The following is a 16,162-nucleotide window of genomic DNA, read 5'->3' as shown; positions in this document are numbered from 1 at the left end:
CGGCAACTCATGAATTCAGACGGGAGCAGTTATGGTTGATCGGCACGACTACGTGGCCCTCGAATGGGTCAAGGGCGAAATTGCCGAAACCCTGAAACAGGCCCGTTCGGCGCTGGACGCCTATGTAGAAGAAGGCAGCAGCGAAGCCATTGGCCAATGCCTGGAATGCATCCATCAGGTCCATGGCAGTTTGCTGATGGTCGAGTTCTACGGCGCGGCCCTGTTCGCCGAAGAAATGGAACAACTGGCCCTCGCCCTGCAAGGTGCGCGCGTGAGTCAGCGCGACGAAGGCATTCGCCTGCTGCAACAGGGCCTCGGCCAACTGCCGCTGTACCTCGACCGCGTGCACAGCGCCCGCCGCGACCTGCCCCTGGTGGTGTTGCCGCTGCTCAACGACCTGCGCAGCGTACGCGGCGAAAGCCTGCTCTCGGAAACCAGTCTGTTCAGCCCGCAACTGCTGATTATCCCGCCACTGCCCGAGGAGGCGCTGGCCCAGCGCACGCCGGAGGATTTCCCCGGGCTGCTGCGTCAGTGGCGGCAGATGCTGCAACAGGCGCTGGTTGGTTTGTTGCGCGAAGACCACGGCCCCAGCAACCTGGAAGACATGGCACGGGTTTTCGCCCGCCTCGAAGCCCTGTGCCATGGTGCGCCGCTGTTACCGTTGTGGCAGGTGACCTCGGCGCTGGTGGAAGGCATGCTCATTGGCGTGGTCGCCAACAGCCCGGCGTTGCGCAGTTTGCTCAAAGCCTGCGACAAGGAACTCAAGCGCCTGCTGATCCAGGGCATCAACGGCATCAACACCCCGGCCCCGGATGAGTTGCTCAAGAGCCTGTTGTTCTACGTCGCCAAAGTCACCCGACCGACTCCACGGATGCAAAGTTTGAAAGAACGTTATGGCCTCGATGAAGCCCTGCCCGACAGCGCCGTAGTGGACGCCGAACGCGCCCGCCTGGCCGGCCCGGACCGCGACGCCATGGGCTCGGTGCTCGGCGCGCTGTGTGAGGAGCTGGTGCGGGTCAAGGAACGCCTGGACCTGTTCGTACGCAGCGACCGCCAGCACGCCTCCGACCTTGAAGCCTTGCTGGCGCCCTTGCGCCAGATCGCCGATACCCTGGCGGTATTGGGTTTCGGCCAGCCGCGCAAAGTGATCATCGACCAATTGGCGGTGGTGCTCGGCCTGGCCCAAGGGCAGCGCGAGCCCAACGACGCGGTATTGATGGATGTCGCCGGTGCGTTGCTCTACGTCGAGGCCACGCTGGCCGGGATGGTCGGCACTGTCGAGCCGGAACGCCGCGAAGAAAGCCGCCTGCCCACCACCGATTTGACGCAGATCCACCACCTGGTGATCCGCGAATCCTGCCAGTGCCTGACCCAGGCCAAAGAGCTGGTGATCGACTGCATCGAAGCCCATTGGGACCGCCAGCGTCTGGAGTCACTGCCCGAGTTGCTGACCCAGGTGCGCGGTGCGCTGGCGATGATTCCGCTGCCGCGTGCGGCGAGCCTGATGCGCGGCTGCAATGACTACGTCAACGAGCAACTGATGGTCAGTGAGGCAGCGCCTTCCGAGGCGCAGCTCGAGCATTTTGCCGATGTGCTCACCAGTCTCGAGTATTACCTCGAACGCATGCTGCAGGACCACGACGCCCCGGGCGAACGGGTGCTGGAAGTCGCCGCCGAAGGCCTCGCTGCACTGGGCTATTTGCCGGCCGAGAAGCCGTGGCGCCAGGCGCTGCTCGCCCAGGATGACACGCCGGCGGAACAAACCCCGTTTCTCGCGGATGCGCTGGCCAGCCCCACCTCGCGCCTCAACCCGCCAGCCCTCCAACGCCCTGGCAGCCTGCTGCCACCGCCTGCCGGCGAAGAGCCCATCGACGACGAACTGCGGGAAGTGTTCCTCGAAGAAACCACCGAAGTCCTCGACGTGCTGCACCGCTACGTACCTACCGGCACCGCGAGCCTGGAAGACAAGGCCACCCTGAGCGAAATGCGCCGCGCCTTCCACACCTTGAAAGGCAGTGGTCGCATGGTCCGCGCGTTGGTGTTGGCGGAGCTGGCCTGGGCGGTGGAAAACCTGCTCAACCGCATACTGGAACGCAGCGTTGCGCCGGGCCCTGATGTGCAAGCGGTGCTGGATGACGTGCTGGAATTGCTGCCTGAGCTGATCACCGATTTCGCCGACGATGCCCAGCGCCAGCGCGACGACGTAGACGAACTGGCGGCGCGGGCTCACGCCCTGGCCAGCGGTGTCGAACCGTCGGCCACAGACCCGGCCACCCTGGACCCGCAGTTGCTGGAGATCTTCCGCAACGAAGCCCAGAGCCACCTCGACAGCCTCAACCATTTCCTGCAACAGGCCACCGAGCACCTGCCGCTGCAAGTCAGCGATGAACTGCAACGCGCACTGCACACCCTCAAGGGCAGCGCCTACATGGCCGGCGTGTTGCCCATCGCCGAACTGGCGCGACCGCTGGATCACCTGACCCGCGAATACAAGGCCCATCGCCTGCCGCTGGACCTGGATGAAATTGAATTGCTGCTGGAGGCCGAGGCGCTGTTCCAGCGCGGGGTGCGCCAGCTGGACAGCGATCCCCATGCGCACATCACCGGTGCGGCAGGGTTGATCGAACGCACACAGAACTTGCTGAACAGCCAGCTTGAAGCCTTGCTGAATGCGCCCAACACCGGCCTGCGGATCAAGCGCGACCCGCAGTTGATTGCCAACTTCCTGGCCCAGGGCATGGATATCCTGCTGGACGCCGAAAGCTTGCTGCGCCGCTGGCAACAACATCCCGGCGAGCGGCAGGAACTGAGTGCACTGCTGGACGAGCTGACCACCCTCGGCGAAGGCGCGCACCTGGCCGACCTGCACTCGATGGATGAGTTGTGCGAAGCCTTGCTCGACCTCTACGGCGCGGTGGAAGAAAGCAGCCTGGCGGTCAGCGAGCGCTTCTTCCACGAGGCTGAACAGGCCCACGAAGCGCTGATCAACATGCTCGACCAACTGGCTGCCGGCCAGGAAATCAGCGCGGCTCCGGCACGGGTTCGAGCCCTGCGCGAGCTGTTGGATGAAGGCCTCGACCCGTCCGCCACCGGCTTGATCAAAACCGATGGCAGCCGTGCGCTGAGCATTTCCGAACTGGGCGCCGCCACGGCGAAGTTGGACCAAGGTTTTGCGGTAGACGATGAGATCGTCGAGATCTTCCTTGAAGAGGCGGTAGACATTCTCGACAGCGCCGGCCAGTCCCTGAAACGCTGGCTGCTGGACCCGGATAACGCAGCACCGCTGTCGTCGTTGCAACGGGATTTGCACACCCTCAAGGGGGGTGCACGCATGGCTGAAATCGGTGCGGTGGGCGACCTGGCCCTTGAGTTGGAAAACCTTTACGAAGGCTTGGTGGACCGTCGCTACAGCTATTCCAGCGAGTTGGCGAACGTGTTGATGGCCAGTCATGAGCGACTGGCACTGCTGCTTGAGCAACTGCAACACCAGCAGCCGCTGAGCGACTCCACCGACCTGATCAGCCACTTGCGTGAGTTGCGCCAAGGCACCGTACAAGCGGCGCCCGCAGCCGCCGCCGAAGTCGAGACACCAGGCAGTGATCCCGAGCTGCTGGATATCTTTCTCGAAGAAGCCGCCGACATCCTAGACAGCTCCGGCGCCGCGCTGTTGCGCTGGCAGGCCGAGCCAAAAAATCGCCAGGAAGTCGAGACACTGCTGCGCGACCTGCACACCCTCAAGGGCGGCGCCCGCATGGTCGAGATCGGCCCGATTGGCGATCTGGCCCATGAGCTGGAGTTTCTCTACGAAGGCTTGTCGGCAGGGTTGCTGGCGCCCTCGGCTGAACTCTTCGCGTTGCTGCAAGGCTGCCACGACCGCCTGGCGCAGATGATCGAAGCCGTGGCGGCGGGAATGCCGGTGGGCTCGGTGGATCTGCTGATCGAGCGGATCAAAAGCCTGGTGCATCCGGCTGAAGTGACGGCCGCACCGGTGGCGTTGGCGGCCACCAAAACCGAAGCGGTGCCGGCCAGCGATCCGGCCGCCGACATGGTGAAGATCTCTGCCGACTTGCTGGATGACCTGGTCAACCTGGCCGGTGAAACCTCGATCTTTCGCGGGCGTATCGAGCAGCAGGTCAACGACGCGAGCATCGCCCTGCATGAAGTGGAAACCACCATCGAGCGCATGCGCGACCAACTGCGCCGGCTCGACACCGAAACCCAGGGTCGCATTCTCAGCCGCCAACAGGCTGAGGCCGAACGCCTGGGCTACGAAGAATTCGACCCGCTGGAAATGGACCGCCATTCCCAACTGCAACAACTGTCCCGGGCCCTGTTCGAGTCAGCCTCCGACCTGCTCGACCTCAAGGAAACCCTCGAGCGTCGCAACCAGGATGCCCACAACCTTTTGCAGCAACAGGCGCGCATCAACACCGAGTTGCAAGAAGGCCTGATGCGCACGCGCATGGTGCCCTTCGAACGCATGCTGCCGCGCCTTAAACGCATCGTGCGGCAGGTGGCGGGCGAGTTGGGCAAGGATGTGGAATTTATCGTCGGTAACGCCGAAGGCGAGATGGACCGCAACGTGCTGGAACGCATGGTCGCGCCGTTGGAACACATGCTGCGCAACGCCGTCGACCATGGCCTGGAATCCCGCGATGCGCGGTTGCTGGCGGGCAAGCCTGAAAAAGGCCGGATCACCCTGGACCTGACCCACGAAGGCGGCGACATCGTTTTCGACATGCGCGACGACGGCGCCGGCGTGCCCCTTGAAGCGGTTCGGCGCAAGGCGATCAAGCGCGGTTTGCTCGACCCCAACCTGGAAATCAGCGACCGCGACGTGTTGCAGTTCATCCTGCAACCGGGGTTTTCCACCGCCGAAAAAATCACTCAGATTTCCGGGCGTGGCGTCGGCATGGACGTGGTGCATGAAGAAGTGCGCCAGCTGGGCGGTTCGATGGTTATCGATTCGACGCCGGGGGAGGGCGTGCACTTTCGCATTCGCCTGCCGTTCACCGTGTCGGTCAACCAGGCGTTGATGGTGCAGTGCGCGGACGATCAATACGCGATCCCGCTGAACACCATCGAAGGCCTGGTGCGGGTTATGCCCCATGAGCTGGAAGGGCACTATCAACTGAATCCGCCGCGTTACGAATACGCCGGCCAGCGCTACGAGCTGTTCTACCTTGGCGACCTGCTGCACACCGTTGGCCGCCCGAACCTGCTCGGCCAATACCAGCCGCTGCCGGTGTTGCTGGTGCAGTGCAACGAGCGGCGCGTGGCGGTGCAGGTAGATGCCATGGCCGGCACCCGGGAGATCGTGGTCAAGGGCCTGGGGCCGCAATTTGCCGGGGTGAAGGGCCTGTCGGGCGCAACCATCCTCGGCGATGGCCGCGTGGTACTGATCATCGACCTGCTGGCGCATATCCGCGCGCGGCCACCGGCCTTGCCGGCCCAGGCGGTCGAGGCGCCCTTGATCCTCAACGACCCCCTGAAAAAGCGCCCGTTGCTGGTACTGGTGGTGGACGACTCGGTCACCGTGCGCAAAGTCACCAGCCGCCTGCTGGAGCGCAACGGCATGAACGTCCTCACCGCCAAGGACGGCATCGACGCCATGGCCGTGCTGGAAGAACACACCCCGGACCTGATGCTGCTCGACATCGAAATGCCGCGCATGGACGGCTTCGAAGTGGCGATCCAGGTGCGCGACGACCCACGGCTGATGCGCATGCCCATCATCATGATCACCTCCCGCACCGGGCAAAAACACCGTGATCGTGCGATGGCGATTGGCGTCAACGACTACCTCGGCAAGCCTTATCAAGAGTCGGTGTTGCTGGAAAGCATCGCTTATTGGAGCAAGTCCCGTGCTTGATCACCGCGCTACGCAACTCACTGGCTTGCTGCTGCCATTGGCCGACCGCCACCTGTTATTGCCCAACGTCGCCGTGGCCGAGCTGATCGACTTCCAGCGCGGCGAACCGGCCAGCGACGCGCCGCCGTGGTACCTGCGGCAAGTCACATGGCGGGATCGGCAGTTGCCGTTGATCAGCTTTGAAGCGGCGTGTGGCGAGTCGGGCGTGGTGGGAGAGCGCGCACGGATTGTGGTGCTGAACGCCCTTGGAGGACGGCCGACGTTGAAGTTTATCGCGTTGGTGATCCAGGGAATTCCGCGTTCGTACAAGCTCGATAGCCAGCTGAGTTATGTGGACGTACCGCTGTGCCCGCTGGAACTGGCGGCGGTGCAGGTGGGGGAGCATGTGGCCAGGGTGCCGGATTTGATGGGGTTGGAGGCGTTGTTGGTCGAGGCCGGATTGGCCTGACCTCCCTGTTGATGATCGTTCCCACGCTCCGCGTGGGAATGCCGCCTCGGACGCTCTGCGTCCAACTGGCGATGCAAGGCTCAAGTCTTGCGCTGTGGTGACGCGGAGCGTCACGGGATGCATTCCCACGCAGAGCGTGGGAACGAGCGGACAAGAGCCGTTCCAGTCTTACGGTGACTCCCGATTGGAATCCATGTAAGGCAGGGACGAGAGTGACGTCTGAAGTTTCTGGAAGTCAGTTCTCGGGATTTTTGCTGGTTTTTGAGTGCTAGTTTTTATCGCTCATCCCCATCAGCAAGGATTCGCGAATGGCCACCCCTCCAATGCCCCCGGGCGTTTCTCTACAAGACAATATCGCCTTGGCGAACAATCAACGATTGCACTTGAAGCCAGGCTCGGCGTTCACCTACTCGTGGTTTTACTCACAGGTCAGGGGGCGTGGGCCTTGGGACTACAAGCAAAAGAGTCGGGAGTATGAGGCGTTCGGCAACTTCAACTATGGAGTTACCGGCACCGTCCTGGGTATCCCCGAAAGCGTGTTGTTAAGAGCGGCTGGTGCGGCACAAAAAGCGGCTGGGACTTCCCGTCCAGAATTCGGAAGCTGGTGGGGAGATGCGCCCTATGGCGATGACCATAGTGACCAGCACTGGATCAAAGAGGGCATCGACTATGCCAAGTCCCAGGGGTACTAAGTGGCCATTGCAGGCCATGCTGAATACGTTGTTGGCGGTGTGTCTGGCGTACCTTGTATTGGGTTGGCTGTTCAGTCCCGGCACACCAGAACTGGATCAGGTTGTGCTCAATCATTCTTTGGGCAATGGCAGTTCAATCTACGGTGTTCGCGACAGCGGTGGCGGGGCGACTGTGGGGTTCAGTTATCGCTATTACGTCCATCCGGATTTTAGTGATGAGCGAGCGATTTTGACCGGGTTGGTTTCGAAGTCACCGTTTCTGAAAACTCAGGAACCCTCGTTGGAAGTCATGGATGATGAATCGGGAATTCACCTGACTGTACGAGGACGAGTTTATGAGTACAGCAGCTTTGCCCTGGAAAACCTCGGCAAGAGCGATGTGCGTATGAAACTTGAGCCGGTTGCTGTTCATTAGATTGCCCATTCAGAGAGGGTGCATCAGGTCAACCCGTGCACATCAGCGTGGAGTTTGCAGCACCCAGGGAAATCTGCACGGTGGCGTCAATCTGGAGAATTGAGAGTGCGCAGGGGAAACCTTGTTTTGGACCTTCGTTCATTTTGTATTTGTTGATTAACGTCATGGCGCGTTGAGCGCTCGGTCGGATTTTTGCTTAATCAATCCGTGCAAAGCGTTCGATTTTCGGTTGATCTCGATGCTCTGCCTGCCACAGGTCATAGGCACTTTGCATCGAAAGCCACAACCGAGCTTTGCTGATACCTGCCCGTTCAAGCCTTACCGCAAGGTCCGGGCTGATCGGCGCGTGTCCGTGGAGGATTCTAGAGAGGGTCTCTCTGGCGAAGCCAAGGCGCCGTGCCATTTCAGTAATGGTGATGCCCAAGGCCGGTATCACGTCCTCAAGCAGGATTCCGCCTGGGTGAGGAGGATTATGCATACCCATTCGGTTGTGTCCTGCGGCTATCTGGTTTAGCCATGAAGGCTAAAGAGACAGGTTCCGAGCAACAACCCGAAAAGTTCGTAGGAGCAATCAGCTCGTGCTCTACGATCGGATTTTTCCTGCAACCTCTCGCGCTGTGCATGAACTTGTTGTGCCCTGCGATCGCGCCTAGTCTTCGTCCGTCATCGCAAAAAACGGTGACACGGACGTGCAAGTCCGACGAAACTGTTTAGGCGTACAAACGCCCAGCCATCCAACGGGCGTTTTTTGTGCTCGCTGCTTTATGGCGGCTGCGCGCAGGAGGTCTTCGGACCTGCTGGGTGTCCTAAACAGGCCCGGTCTTGCACACCTGCGCACGGTCGCCACCCTCATTCGCGTGCAAGCGAACGGTGGCGCTCCTTACTCATCTGTTTAGGAGTTTCATCATGTTCAAACCTACCCCCAATCCGCCCCACAACACCGAAATCGAACACCGCAAACTCCAGGCCGCCGCCGAGCGTGCAATGGATCATTACTTTCCGACTTCCGCTTCATCTTCACTCTTTACCGTCACGCCCTCTCAATCCACCGAAGCCCTGCTGGCCAACGCATCTGAAACCTTTGCCTCACTCAACGCCCTGACTTCCAACCTGGCCTTCGAATTGGAAGGCTCCCAGCGCGGCGTGGTGCTGGCCATTCAGCAGATGAGTGAGCTGGGGCAGTTACTGGTTGATCAGGCACTGGAGCAGGTTGCTCCTTCTTGCGCAGCCTAAAAACTTGATCGTTCCCAAAAAGGGACCTATCGTTCCCTTTTTGGGACTCTTCGGCCGCTGCCATGCAAACCTTGCCCCTTAGCACTGCGCTGTTCACCGTGACTCAGCAGAAAGTCTTGGGTTTGCTCTTTGGCAAGCCCGACCAAAGCTTCTTCACCAATGAAATCGCCCGCTGGGCAAAGGTGGGCAAGGGCAGCCTGACCCGCGAGCTGGAGCGTTTGCAGTTGGCAGGCATCCTGACGGTGACGCGCCAGGGCAACCAAACCCACTACCAGGCCAATCCGCAGTGCCCTGTTTACTCGGAGCTGTTGGCCATCGTGCGCAAGACCCTGAGCCTGGATGAGCCATTGCGCAACGCACTGGCTCCCTTTGCCGCGCAACTCAAGTGGGCATTTATCTACGGTTCCATCGCCAAGGGTGAGGCGCACTCATCCAGTGACATAGATCTGATGCTGATCGGCGAAAGCCTCAACTACAGTGAAGTCATGGAGCAGCTCATGCCGCTGGAAGAGCAGCTGGGCCGCACCATCAACCCGACGCTCTATACCCCCGAAGACTGGATCGGCAAATGGAATGCCGGTCATAGTTTTGTGCAGCGGGTGACGGAGCAGGACAAGATCAACCTGATTGGGGAAAACCCCGTGGAGTCCAAGGATGGACAGCAAGGCAAACCTGGAGAACCTGCAACGTAGTGGTGGCTTGAAGACTGAGCCGCCGGATCGCAAGGAATGTGATGGGTTGATGCGCTCTGCCTGTGATCGATTGGAGGACGCCAAAACCCCGCAATTATCTTTCGCCAGCCGTTTTGATTTGGCTTACAACGCCGCCCATGCAATCGCCCTCACAGCCTTGCGCTTGCACGGCTATCGCTCGGACAAGCGCTATCTGGTGTTCCAATGCCTGGTTCATACCACCGGAGCCAACAAGGTTCAGGTAAGACTGTTTGCGCTATGCCACGAGCGCCGCAACCTGGCGGAATATGAAGGGTATATGGATGAGGATGAGGGGTTGTTGGAGCAACTGATTGCGCAGACTCAAGCGCTGTTGATGGAGGTCGAACAGTTGGTGACTCATCAGAAATAGCGGCTGGGTGATGAAGTTAGATCAGTCCCCAAAAGGGACTGATCGTTCCCATTTTGGGACTGATTCGCACCTCTCACAAACACCGCTGAACGAAATGTGGGAGCGGGCTTGCTCGCGAATACGGTGTGTCAGTACCAGATTTATCAACTGACCCACCGCTTTCGCGAGCAAGCCCGCTCCCACATTTGAACGGCGCTTAGCTCGAGCCTCAGCGTTTGCTGGCGAACCATTACTCCAGTCGTAACGATCCACCGCGCAGCTTGATTGATGCCCCCCCAATACCCTCCTAAGGTACAGCCCACGACAGCAAATCCCGTGGAGCGACCATGACAACAACAACTTCCCCCGACTCGCGCTGGACGCGGCGGCGCGATGAGAAGCAGCGCCGGCTCGCACTGGTGCGATCCTTCGCCGATGGCGCCGTTCTCCCCAGCGACCGCATCGTCGAAGCCCTGGAAGCCCTGATCCTCCCCGGCGACCGTGTGGTGCTGGAAGGCAACAACCAGAAGCAGGCCGATTTCCTCTCCCGCTCCCTGGCCAAGACCGACCCCGCCAAGCTCCACGACCTGCACATGATCATGCCCAGTGTCGGCCGCTCCGAGCACCTGGACCTGTTTGAAAAGGGCATCGCCCGCAAGCTGGATTTCTCCTTCGCCGGCACCCAATCCCTGCGCATCAGCCAGTTGCTGGAAGACGGCCTGCTGGAGATCGGCGCGATCCACACTTACATCGAACTCTACGCGCGGCTGGTGGTGGACCTGATTCCCAACGTGGTCTTGTCCGCCGGTTTCATGGCCGACCGCGCCGGCAATATCTACACCGGCCCCAGCACCGAAGACACACCCGCGCTGATCGAGCCGGCCGCCTTCAGCGATGGCATCGTCATCGTCCAGGTCAACCAACTGGTGGATGACGTCACCGACCTGCCGCGCGTTGATATTCCGGCAAGCTGGGTCGATTTCGTGGTGGTCGCCGACAAGCCTTTCTACATCGAACCGCTGTTCACCCGCGACCCACGGCACATCAAGCCCGTGCATGTGTTGATGGCGATGATGGCGATCCGTGGCATTTACGAGAAACACAACGTTCAGTCCCTGAACCACGGTATCGGTTTCAACACCGCGGCCATCGAATTGATCCTGCCAACCTACGGTGAATCCCTGGGCCTGAAGGGCAAGATCTGCCGCAACTGGACTCTCAACCCTCACCCGACTTTGATCCCGGCTATCGAAAGCGGCTGGGTGGAAAGCGTGCATTGCTTCGGCACCGAACTGGGTATGGAGAACTACATCGCCGCCCGGCCGGATGTGTTCTTCACCGGCCGCGACGGCTCGCTGCGTTCCAACCGGATGTTCTGCCAACTGGCCGGCCAATACGCGGTGGATCTGTTTATCGGCGCCACCTTGCAGGTCGATGGGGACGGCCACTCCTCCACCGTCACCCGTGGCCGCCTTGCTGGTTTTGGTGGTGCGCCGAACATGGGCCATGACCCACGCGGTCGCCGCCACGGCACACCCGCCTGGCTCGACATGCGCCATGACGACGCCCCGGAAGCCTTGCTCGAACGTGGCAAAAAACTCGTGGTGCAAATGGTCGAGACCTTCCAGGAAGGCGGCAAACCGACCTTCGTCGAAACCCTCGATGCGGTGGAAGTGGCGCGCAAAAGCGGCATGCCCCTGGCGCCGATCATGATCTACGGCGACGACGTCACTCACCTGCTCACCGAAGAAGGCATCGCCTACCTGTACAAGGCCCGCTCCCTGGAAGAGCGCCAGGCGATGATCGCTGCCGTGGCCGGCGTGACCGCCATCGGCATGCGCCACAACCCCAAGGACACCGCGCGCATGCGCCGCGAAGGCCTGATCGCGCTGCCCGAAGACCTCGGCATCCGCCGCACCGATGCCACCCGCGAGTTGCTGGCCGCCAAGAGCGTGGCCGATCTGGTGGAGTGGTCCGGTGGCTTGTACAACCCGCCCGCCAAGTTCAGGAGCTGGTAAATGCACGCACTCAAACTGCACGACCTGACACTGGCCGAACGCCTGGCCGACATGGCCGTCGACGCCTTGATTGATGAAGCCGACCTGTCGCCGAAACCGGCCCTGGTGGACCGTCGCGGCAACGGCGCCCATACCGATTTGCACCTCGGCTTGATGCACGCCTCGGCGCTGTCGCTGTGGCCGGCGTTCAAGGAAATGGCCGAAGCGGCGGTTGAATGTGGCGAAGTGGGTTTGCCCTTGCGCGAAGCCCTCGGGCGCATCGGTCGCGAAGGCGAACAGGCGATGCTTGTCACTACCAGCGGCGTGAATACCCATCGTGGCGCGATCTGGGCGCTCGGCCTGTTAGTCGCCGCCGCCGCACTGCAACCCGAATCCTGCACGGCCAACGCAGTGACGTTGCGCGCTGCCCGCCTGGCCTTGCTCAACGACCGTTACGCACCGCAACCGCTGAGCCACGGCGCCCAGGTCGCACAACGCTACGGCGCTCGGGGTGCCCGTGAAGAAGCGCAACTGGGCTTCCCATCCGTACTGCAACGCGGCCTGCCACAGCTGAAAAAAAGCCGCCTGCAACAACACGGCGAACAGAACGCTCGCCTCGATGCCTTGCTGGCGATCATGACGGACCTGGCCGACACCTGCGTGCTCTACCGCGCCGGCCCTGAAGGCTTGCAGGCCATGCAACAAGGCGCCCAAGCGGTGCTGGACGCCGGCGGCAGTGCGAGCCTCGCCGGCCGCCGCCAACTGCACGAGCTGGACCAGCAACTGCTGGCGCTGAATGCCTCCCCCGGTGGCGCCGCCGACCTGTTGGCCGCCTGCCTGTTTATCGACCGCCTCGACGGAGCGCTGTGATGGAAACCTTATCCTTTGAATTCCCCGCCGGGCCGCCTGCCAAAGGCCGCGCGCTGGTGGGCTGCGTCGGCTCGGGCGACCTGGAAGTGCTGCTGGAACCGGGCAGCGCCGGCACCCTGACGATCCAGGTACAGACCTCGGTCAATGGTGCGCAGTTACGTTGGCAGCACCTGTTTGAACGGATCTTCCAGGAGCAGACGCCTCCCGCACTGAATATCGATATCCACGACTTTGGCGCCACACCCGGCGTGGTGCGTTTGCGCCTGGAGCAGGGCTTCGAGGAGATCGGTCATGACTGACTTGCTCAACAAACACAGCTTCGTCGAATTCGGCGCCCGGCAGCGGGCCAAGGCCTTGCTCGATGCGGGCAGCTATCGCGAACTGATCGATCCGTTCCAGCGCGTCATGTCGCCATGGCTGAGTCGCCAGGGCGTGGTGCCTCAGGCAGATGACGGCGTGGTGATTGCCAAGGGCAGCATCGCCGGCTTGCCGGTGGTCATCGCCGCTATTGAAGGCAATTTCCAGGGCGGCAGCCTCGGTGAAGTCGGCGGCGCGAAGATGGCCGGCGCACTGGAACTGGCCGCTGAAGACAACCGCAACGGCATCCCGACTCGCGCCGTCCTGCTGCTGGAAACCGGCGGCGTGCGCTTGCAGGAAGCCAACCTGGGCCTGGCCGCGATTGCCGATATCCACGCGGCGATTGTCGACCTGCGCCAGTACCAGCCGGTGATCGGCGTGGTGGCGGGCAGCGTCGGTTGCTTTGGCGGCATGTCCATCGCGGCAGGCCTGTGCAGTTATCTGCTGGTGACCCGTGAGGCGCGCCTTGGCCTCAACGGCCCGCAGGTGATCGAGCAGGAAGCCGGGCTTGAGGAATACGACTCCCGCGACCGGCCCTTCATCTGGAGCCTGACGGGCGGTGAGCAACGCTTTAACAGCGGCTTGGCCGACCGGTATGTGGCCGACGACGTGGCGCAGATTCAGCAGCAAATCACCGAACTGCTGCAACAAGGCTTGCCGGAAAAACAGCGTAGCCGCCAGGTCGAACACTATCTGGAACGGCTGGCTGCACTGAACGCCGAACCGCAAATCGACCCGGCGACGGTTCGCGATCTGTATCAGGGAGAACGCTCATGAGAGGCTTGCAGTGGTTCAACGCATTGAGCGGCGATGCAACGCCGGTAAGCGGTTTGCCGAACTCGCTGAAAGTCGCCGACGGTGTGCTCGGTGATCAGCCGGTGCGCTTTATCGCGGTGGTCACCGATGCACAAAACCGCTTTCCCCGCGCTCGCAACGGTGAGGTCGGTTTGCTGGAAGGCTGGGTCTTGGCCAAGGCGGTTGATGAAGCGATCGACACCGGCGACAAGCGTCCGCTGATTGCCATCGTCGATGTGCCGAGCCAGGCTTATGGTCGTCGCGAAGAGGCCCTGGGCATCCATCAAGCCCTGGCCGCCGCTGCCGACAGCTACGCTCGCGCCCGGTTGGCCGGTCACCCGGTGATCGCGCTGCTGGTGGGCAAGGCGATGTCCGGCGCCTTCCTCGCCCATGGTTACCAGGCCAACCGCCTGATTGCCCTGCGCGATCCTGGCGTGATGGTGCATGCCATGGGCAAAGCCTCGGCGGCGCGGGTCACCCTGCGCAGTGTCGAAGAGCTGGAAGCCCTGGCCGCCAGCGTGCCGCCGATGGCCTATGACATCGACAGCTATGCGAGCCTTGGCTTGCTCTGGGAGACCTTGTCGGTCAGCCAGATTGAGCAACCCACTGCCGAAGATATTGCGCGGGTCAGCGATTGCCTGCTGCATGCGATTAAGGACGTGCGAGCGAGCGGCTGTGACCTGAGCGGTCGCCTGGGCGCCACCAATCGTGCGGCCTCCAGCCATGTGCGCCAACTGCTGCGGGAGCAATGGTGAACGCCCACGACTTGCTCTGGGGCATGACCCCGGTGCATGCCCCCGCTGATGCGCCGGCCTGGGTGCTGGATGCATTGGTCGCTGGGCATCCGGTGGTGGTGCGGCGTGCCATCGCGCCGCTGGGCCATGTGGCGGTGGGTGTACGTGGGCGCTTGCGCGAGCAACGTTTTGCCGCCGTGATGCCGATCGCGGCCGTGCGGCGATGCGTGGTGCCGGAAGACTTGCGCGGTGTGATCTCTCCACGGGATTTACCGGCGTTGCAGGCACTCGCTCAGTTGCGTCCGGTGTTGGCGAAGGAGAACTGGGGCGTCACTGGCAGTGCCGGTTTTGAACTGGCCAGCGGCATCGAAGCATTGCACGCCAAAAGTGATCTGGATTTGATTCTGCGCACGCCCGAGCGGCTTGATCGCGGCGATGCCGAGGACTTGCTGGCGATACTCGACACGGCGGTGTGCACCGTAGACCTGCAACTGCAAACGCCGTTTGGCGCCGTCGCGTTGCGCGAGTGGGCCGGTGGTTCACGCCGCGTACTGCTGAAAAATGCCGGTGGCGCGCAGCTGGTGATCGACCCGTGGCAGGCCGTTGCATGAGCAGCCTCCTGGCCTTTCCGGGGCAGGGCGCCCAGCGTCCCGGCATGCTCCAGCAGCTGCCGCGCGCGGTGCTGGACGAAGCCAGTGCTGCCTTGAATGAAGACGTGCTGAAACTCGACTCTGCCGAAGCGCTGGCCTCCACCCGCGCCGTGCAGCTATGCCTGTTGATTGCCGGCGTGGCCAGTGCGCGCTTGCTGGAACACAGCCCCAATTACGTAGCCGGCCTATCCATCGGCGCCTATCCGGCGGCCGTTATTGCCGGCTCCCTGGAGTTTGCCGATGCGCTGAAACTCGTCAGCCTGCGCGGCGAACTGATGCAACAAGCGTATCCCCACGGCTACGGCATGACCGCCCTTATCGGCCCGGACCTGTCCACTGTCGAAGCCTTGCTCGCCCAGGTCAACAGCCAGCAGACCCCGGTGTACCTGGCCAATATCAACGCCGATAACCAGACGGTTATCGCGGGCAGCGACGAAGCAATGAAAGCAGTCGCCAATCTAGTCCGCGGCAACGGCGTCGCCAAACGCCTGGCCGTCAGCGTGCCGTCCCATTGTGCGCTGCTGGAAAAACCTGCCGAAACACTGGCCCAAGCCTTCGCTGAAGTGACACTCAAACCGCCGAGCATCACTTACCTGAGCAGCACCCGCGCCCGGCCAATTCACAACACCGAACACCTGCGCGACGACCTCGCCTTCAACATGTGCCGCATCGTCGACTGGCGCGGCACTGTGCAAAGCGCCTTTGAGCGTGGCGTGCGCCTGCATATCGAACTGCCGCCCGGCGCCGTGCTCACGGGCCTCGCGCGGCGGGTGTTCGAGCAAGGCACCGTCATCGCCTTCGAAGGCGCCCGTCTGGACACCTTGCAGGCCTTGCTGCGAGAGGAGGGAAACCATCACCGATAGAGCTCCACCAAGGCTGATGCTGGTCGGTTAATAGATAGAGCGGGTCACCAATGACCTGTGGCGAGGGAGCTTGCTCCCGTTGGAGTGCGCAGCGCTCCCAGGATTTCAGGGCCGCTACGCAGCCTAACGGGAGCAAGCTCCCTCGCCACAGGTACGGTATTCATCTTTATCGGA

The 16,162-nt window shown here is 62.0% G+C and carries 15 protein-coding genes; 14 read left to right on the top strand and 1 reads right to left on the bottom strand.

The genetic code is table 11. The features are described from left to right. Positions 1-31: 31 nt before the first annotated feature. The 4 genes from SNL23_RS07790 to SNL23_RS07775 all read left to right on the top strand — a co-directional run bounded on the left by SNL23_RS07790 (position 32) and on the right by SNL23_RS07775 (position 7,427). The gene (locus tag SNL23_RS07790; RefSeq protein WP_318301964.1) at positions 32-5,872 is read left to right on the top strand and encodes an Hpt domain-containing protein; all 5,841 of its coding nucleotides are present in this window, start codon (positions 32-34) and stop codon (positions 5,870-5,872) included. Next, the gene (locus SNL23_RS07785; RefSeq protein ID WP_010167660.1) at positions 5,865-6,320 is read left to right on the top strand and encodes a chemotaxis protein CheW; all 456 of its coding nucleotides are present in this window, start codon (positions 5,865-5,867) and stop codon (positions 6,318-6,320) included. Before SNL23_RS07790 ends, SNL23_RS07785 begins: the two co-directional genes overlap by 8 nt. A 308-nt stretch (positions 6,321-6,628) precedes the next feature. Next, positions 6,629-7,012, top strand: coding sequence for a polymorphic toxin type 44 domain-containing protein (locus tag SNL23_RS07780; RefSeq protein WP_063026529.1), 384 nt, complete (start codon positions 6,629-6,631; stop codon positions 7,010-7,012). A 16-nt stretch (positions 7,013-7,028) separates the two neighbouring features. Further along, positions 7,029-7,427 carry a hypothetical protein gene (locus SNL23_RS07775; protein WP_318301963.1) on the top strand — a complete coding sequence of 133 codons (399 nt, stop codon included), beginning with the start codon at positions 7,029-7,031 and terminating at the stop codon, positions 7,425-7,427. Positions 7,428-7,623: 196 nt separating this feature from the next. On the opposite strand, the gene SNL23_RS07770 is transcribed toward SNL23_RS07775, so the two are convergent. Further along, positions 7,624-7,911, bottom strand: coding sequence for a HigA family addiction module antitoxin (locus tag SNL23_RS07770; protein WP_318301962.1), 288 nt, complete (start codon positions 7,909-7,911; stop codon positions 7,624-7,626). 422 nt (positions 7,912-8,333) lie between these two features. Here SNL23_RS07770 and SNL23_RS07765 point away from each other — a divergent pair, with 422 nt between their 5' ends. From SNL23_RS07765 to mdcH, 10 genes are all read left to right on the top strand, one after another. After that, on the top strand, positions 8,334-8,660 hold the full coding sequence (locus SNL23_RS07765) for a DUF6124 family protein (RefSeq protein ID WP_102370093.1): 327 nt from the start codon (positions 8,334-8,336) through the stop codon (positions 8,658-8,660). Between the two features lie 62 nt (positions 8,661-8,722). Then, complete coding sequence (locus SNL23_RS07760; RefSeq protein ID WP_318301961.1) at positions 8,723-9,352, top strand: nucleotidyltransferase domain-containing protein; 630 nt, start codon at positions 8,723-8,725, stop codon at positions 9,350-9,352. Further along, a complete protein-coding gene (locus SNL23_RS07755; RefSeq protein WP_318301960.1) occupies positions 9,315-9,743 on the top strand; it encodes a hypothetical protein in 429 nt (142 codons plus the stop codon). Before SNL23_RS07760 ends, SNL23_RS07755 begins: the two co-directional genes overlap by 38 nt. Positions 9,744-10,069: 326 nt before the next feature. Further along, on the top strand, positions 10,070-11,740 hold the full coding sequence (mdcA, locus tag SNL23_RS07750) for a malonate decarboxylase subunit alpha (RefSeq protein WP_177079252.1): 1,671 nt from the start codon (positions 10,070-10,072) through the stop codon (positions 11,738-11,740). Then, on the top strand, positions 11,741-12,589 hold the full coding sequence (locus tag SNL23_RS07745; RefSeq protein ID WP_318301959.1) for a triphosphoribosyl-dephospho-CoA synthase: 849 nt from the start codon (positions 11,741-11,743) through the stop codon (positions 12,587-12,589). Beyond that, on the top strand, positions 12,589-12,888 hold the full coding sequence (locus tag SNL23_RS07740) for a malonate decarboxylase subunit delta (protein ID WP_318301958.1): 300 nt from the start codon (positions 12,589-12,591) through the stop codon (positions 12,886-12,888). Before SNL23_RS07745 ends, SNL23_RS07740 begins: the two co-directional genes overlap by 1 nt. Beyond that, complete coding sequence (locus SNL23_RS07735) at positions 12,881-13,723, top strand: biotin-independent malonate decarboxylase subunit beta (protein WP_318301957.1); 843 nt, start codon at positions 12,881-12,883, stop codon at positions 13,721-13,723. Before SNL23_RS07740 ends, SNL23_RS07735 begins: the two co-directional genes overlap by 8 nt. Next, the gene (mdcE, locus tag SNL23_RS07730) at positions 13,720-14,496 is read left to right on the top strand and encodes a biotin-independent malonate decarboxylase subunit gamma (RefSeq protein WP_318301956.1); all 777 of its coding nucleotides are present in this window, start codon (positions 13,720-13,722) and stop codon (positions 14,494-14,496) included. The genes SNL23_RS07735 and mdcE overlap by 4 nt, the downstream gene beginning before the upstream one ends. Further along, the gene (locus SNL23_RS07725; protein ID WP_318301955.1) at positions 14,490-15,086 is read left to right on the top strand and encodes a malonate decarboxylase holo-ACP synthase; all 597 of its coding nucleotides are present in this window, start codon (positions 14,490-14,492) and stop codon (positions 15,084-15,086) included. Before mdcE ends, SNL23_RS07725 begins: the two co-directional genes overlap by 7 nt. Beyond that, positions 15,083-15,988 (top strand): malonate decarboxylase subunit epsilon, encoded by a 906-nt coding sequence (gene mdcH / locus SNL23_RS07720; protein ID WP_318301954.1) that lies wholly within the window; start codon positions 15,083-15,085, stop codon positions 15,986-15,988. Before SNL23_RS07725 ends, mdcH begins: the two co-directional genes overlap by 4 nt. Positions 15,989-16,162 lie beyond the last annotated feature (174 nt).

The organism is Pseudomonas sp. SED1, assembly GCF_034044025.1.
In the GTDB taxonomy this organism is placed as follows: domain Bacteria; phylum Pseudomonadota; class Gammaproteobacteria; order Pseudomonadales; family Pseudomonadaceae; genus Aquipseudomonas.
The sequence above is the reverse complement of the archived record's forward strand: the minus strand, read 5'-3'. Positions and strand labels throughout refer to the sequence as shown.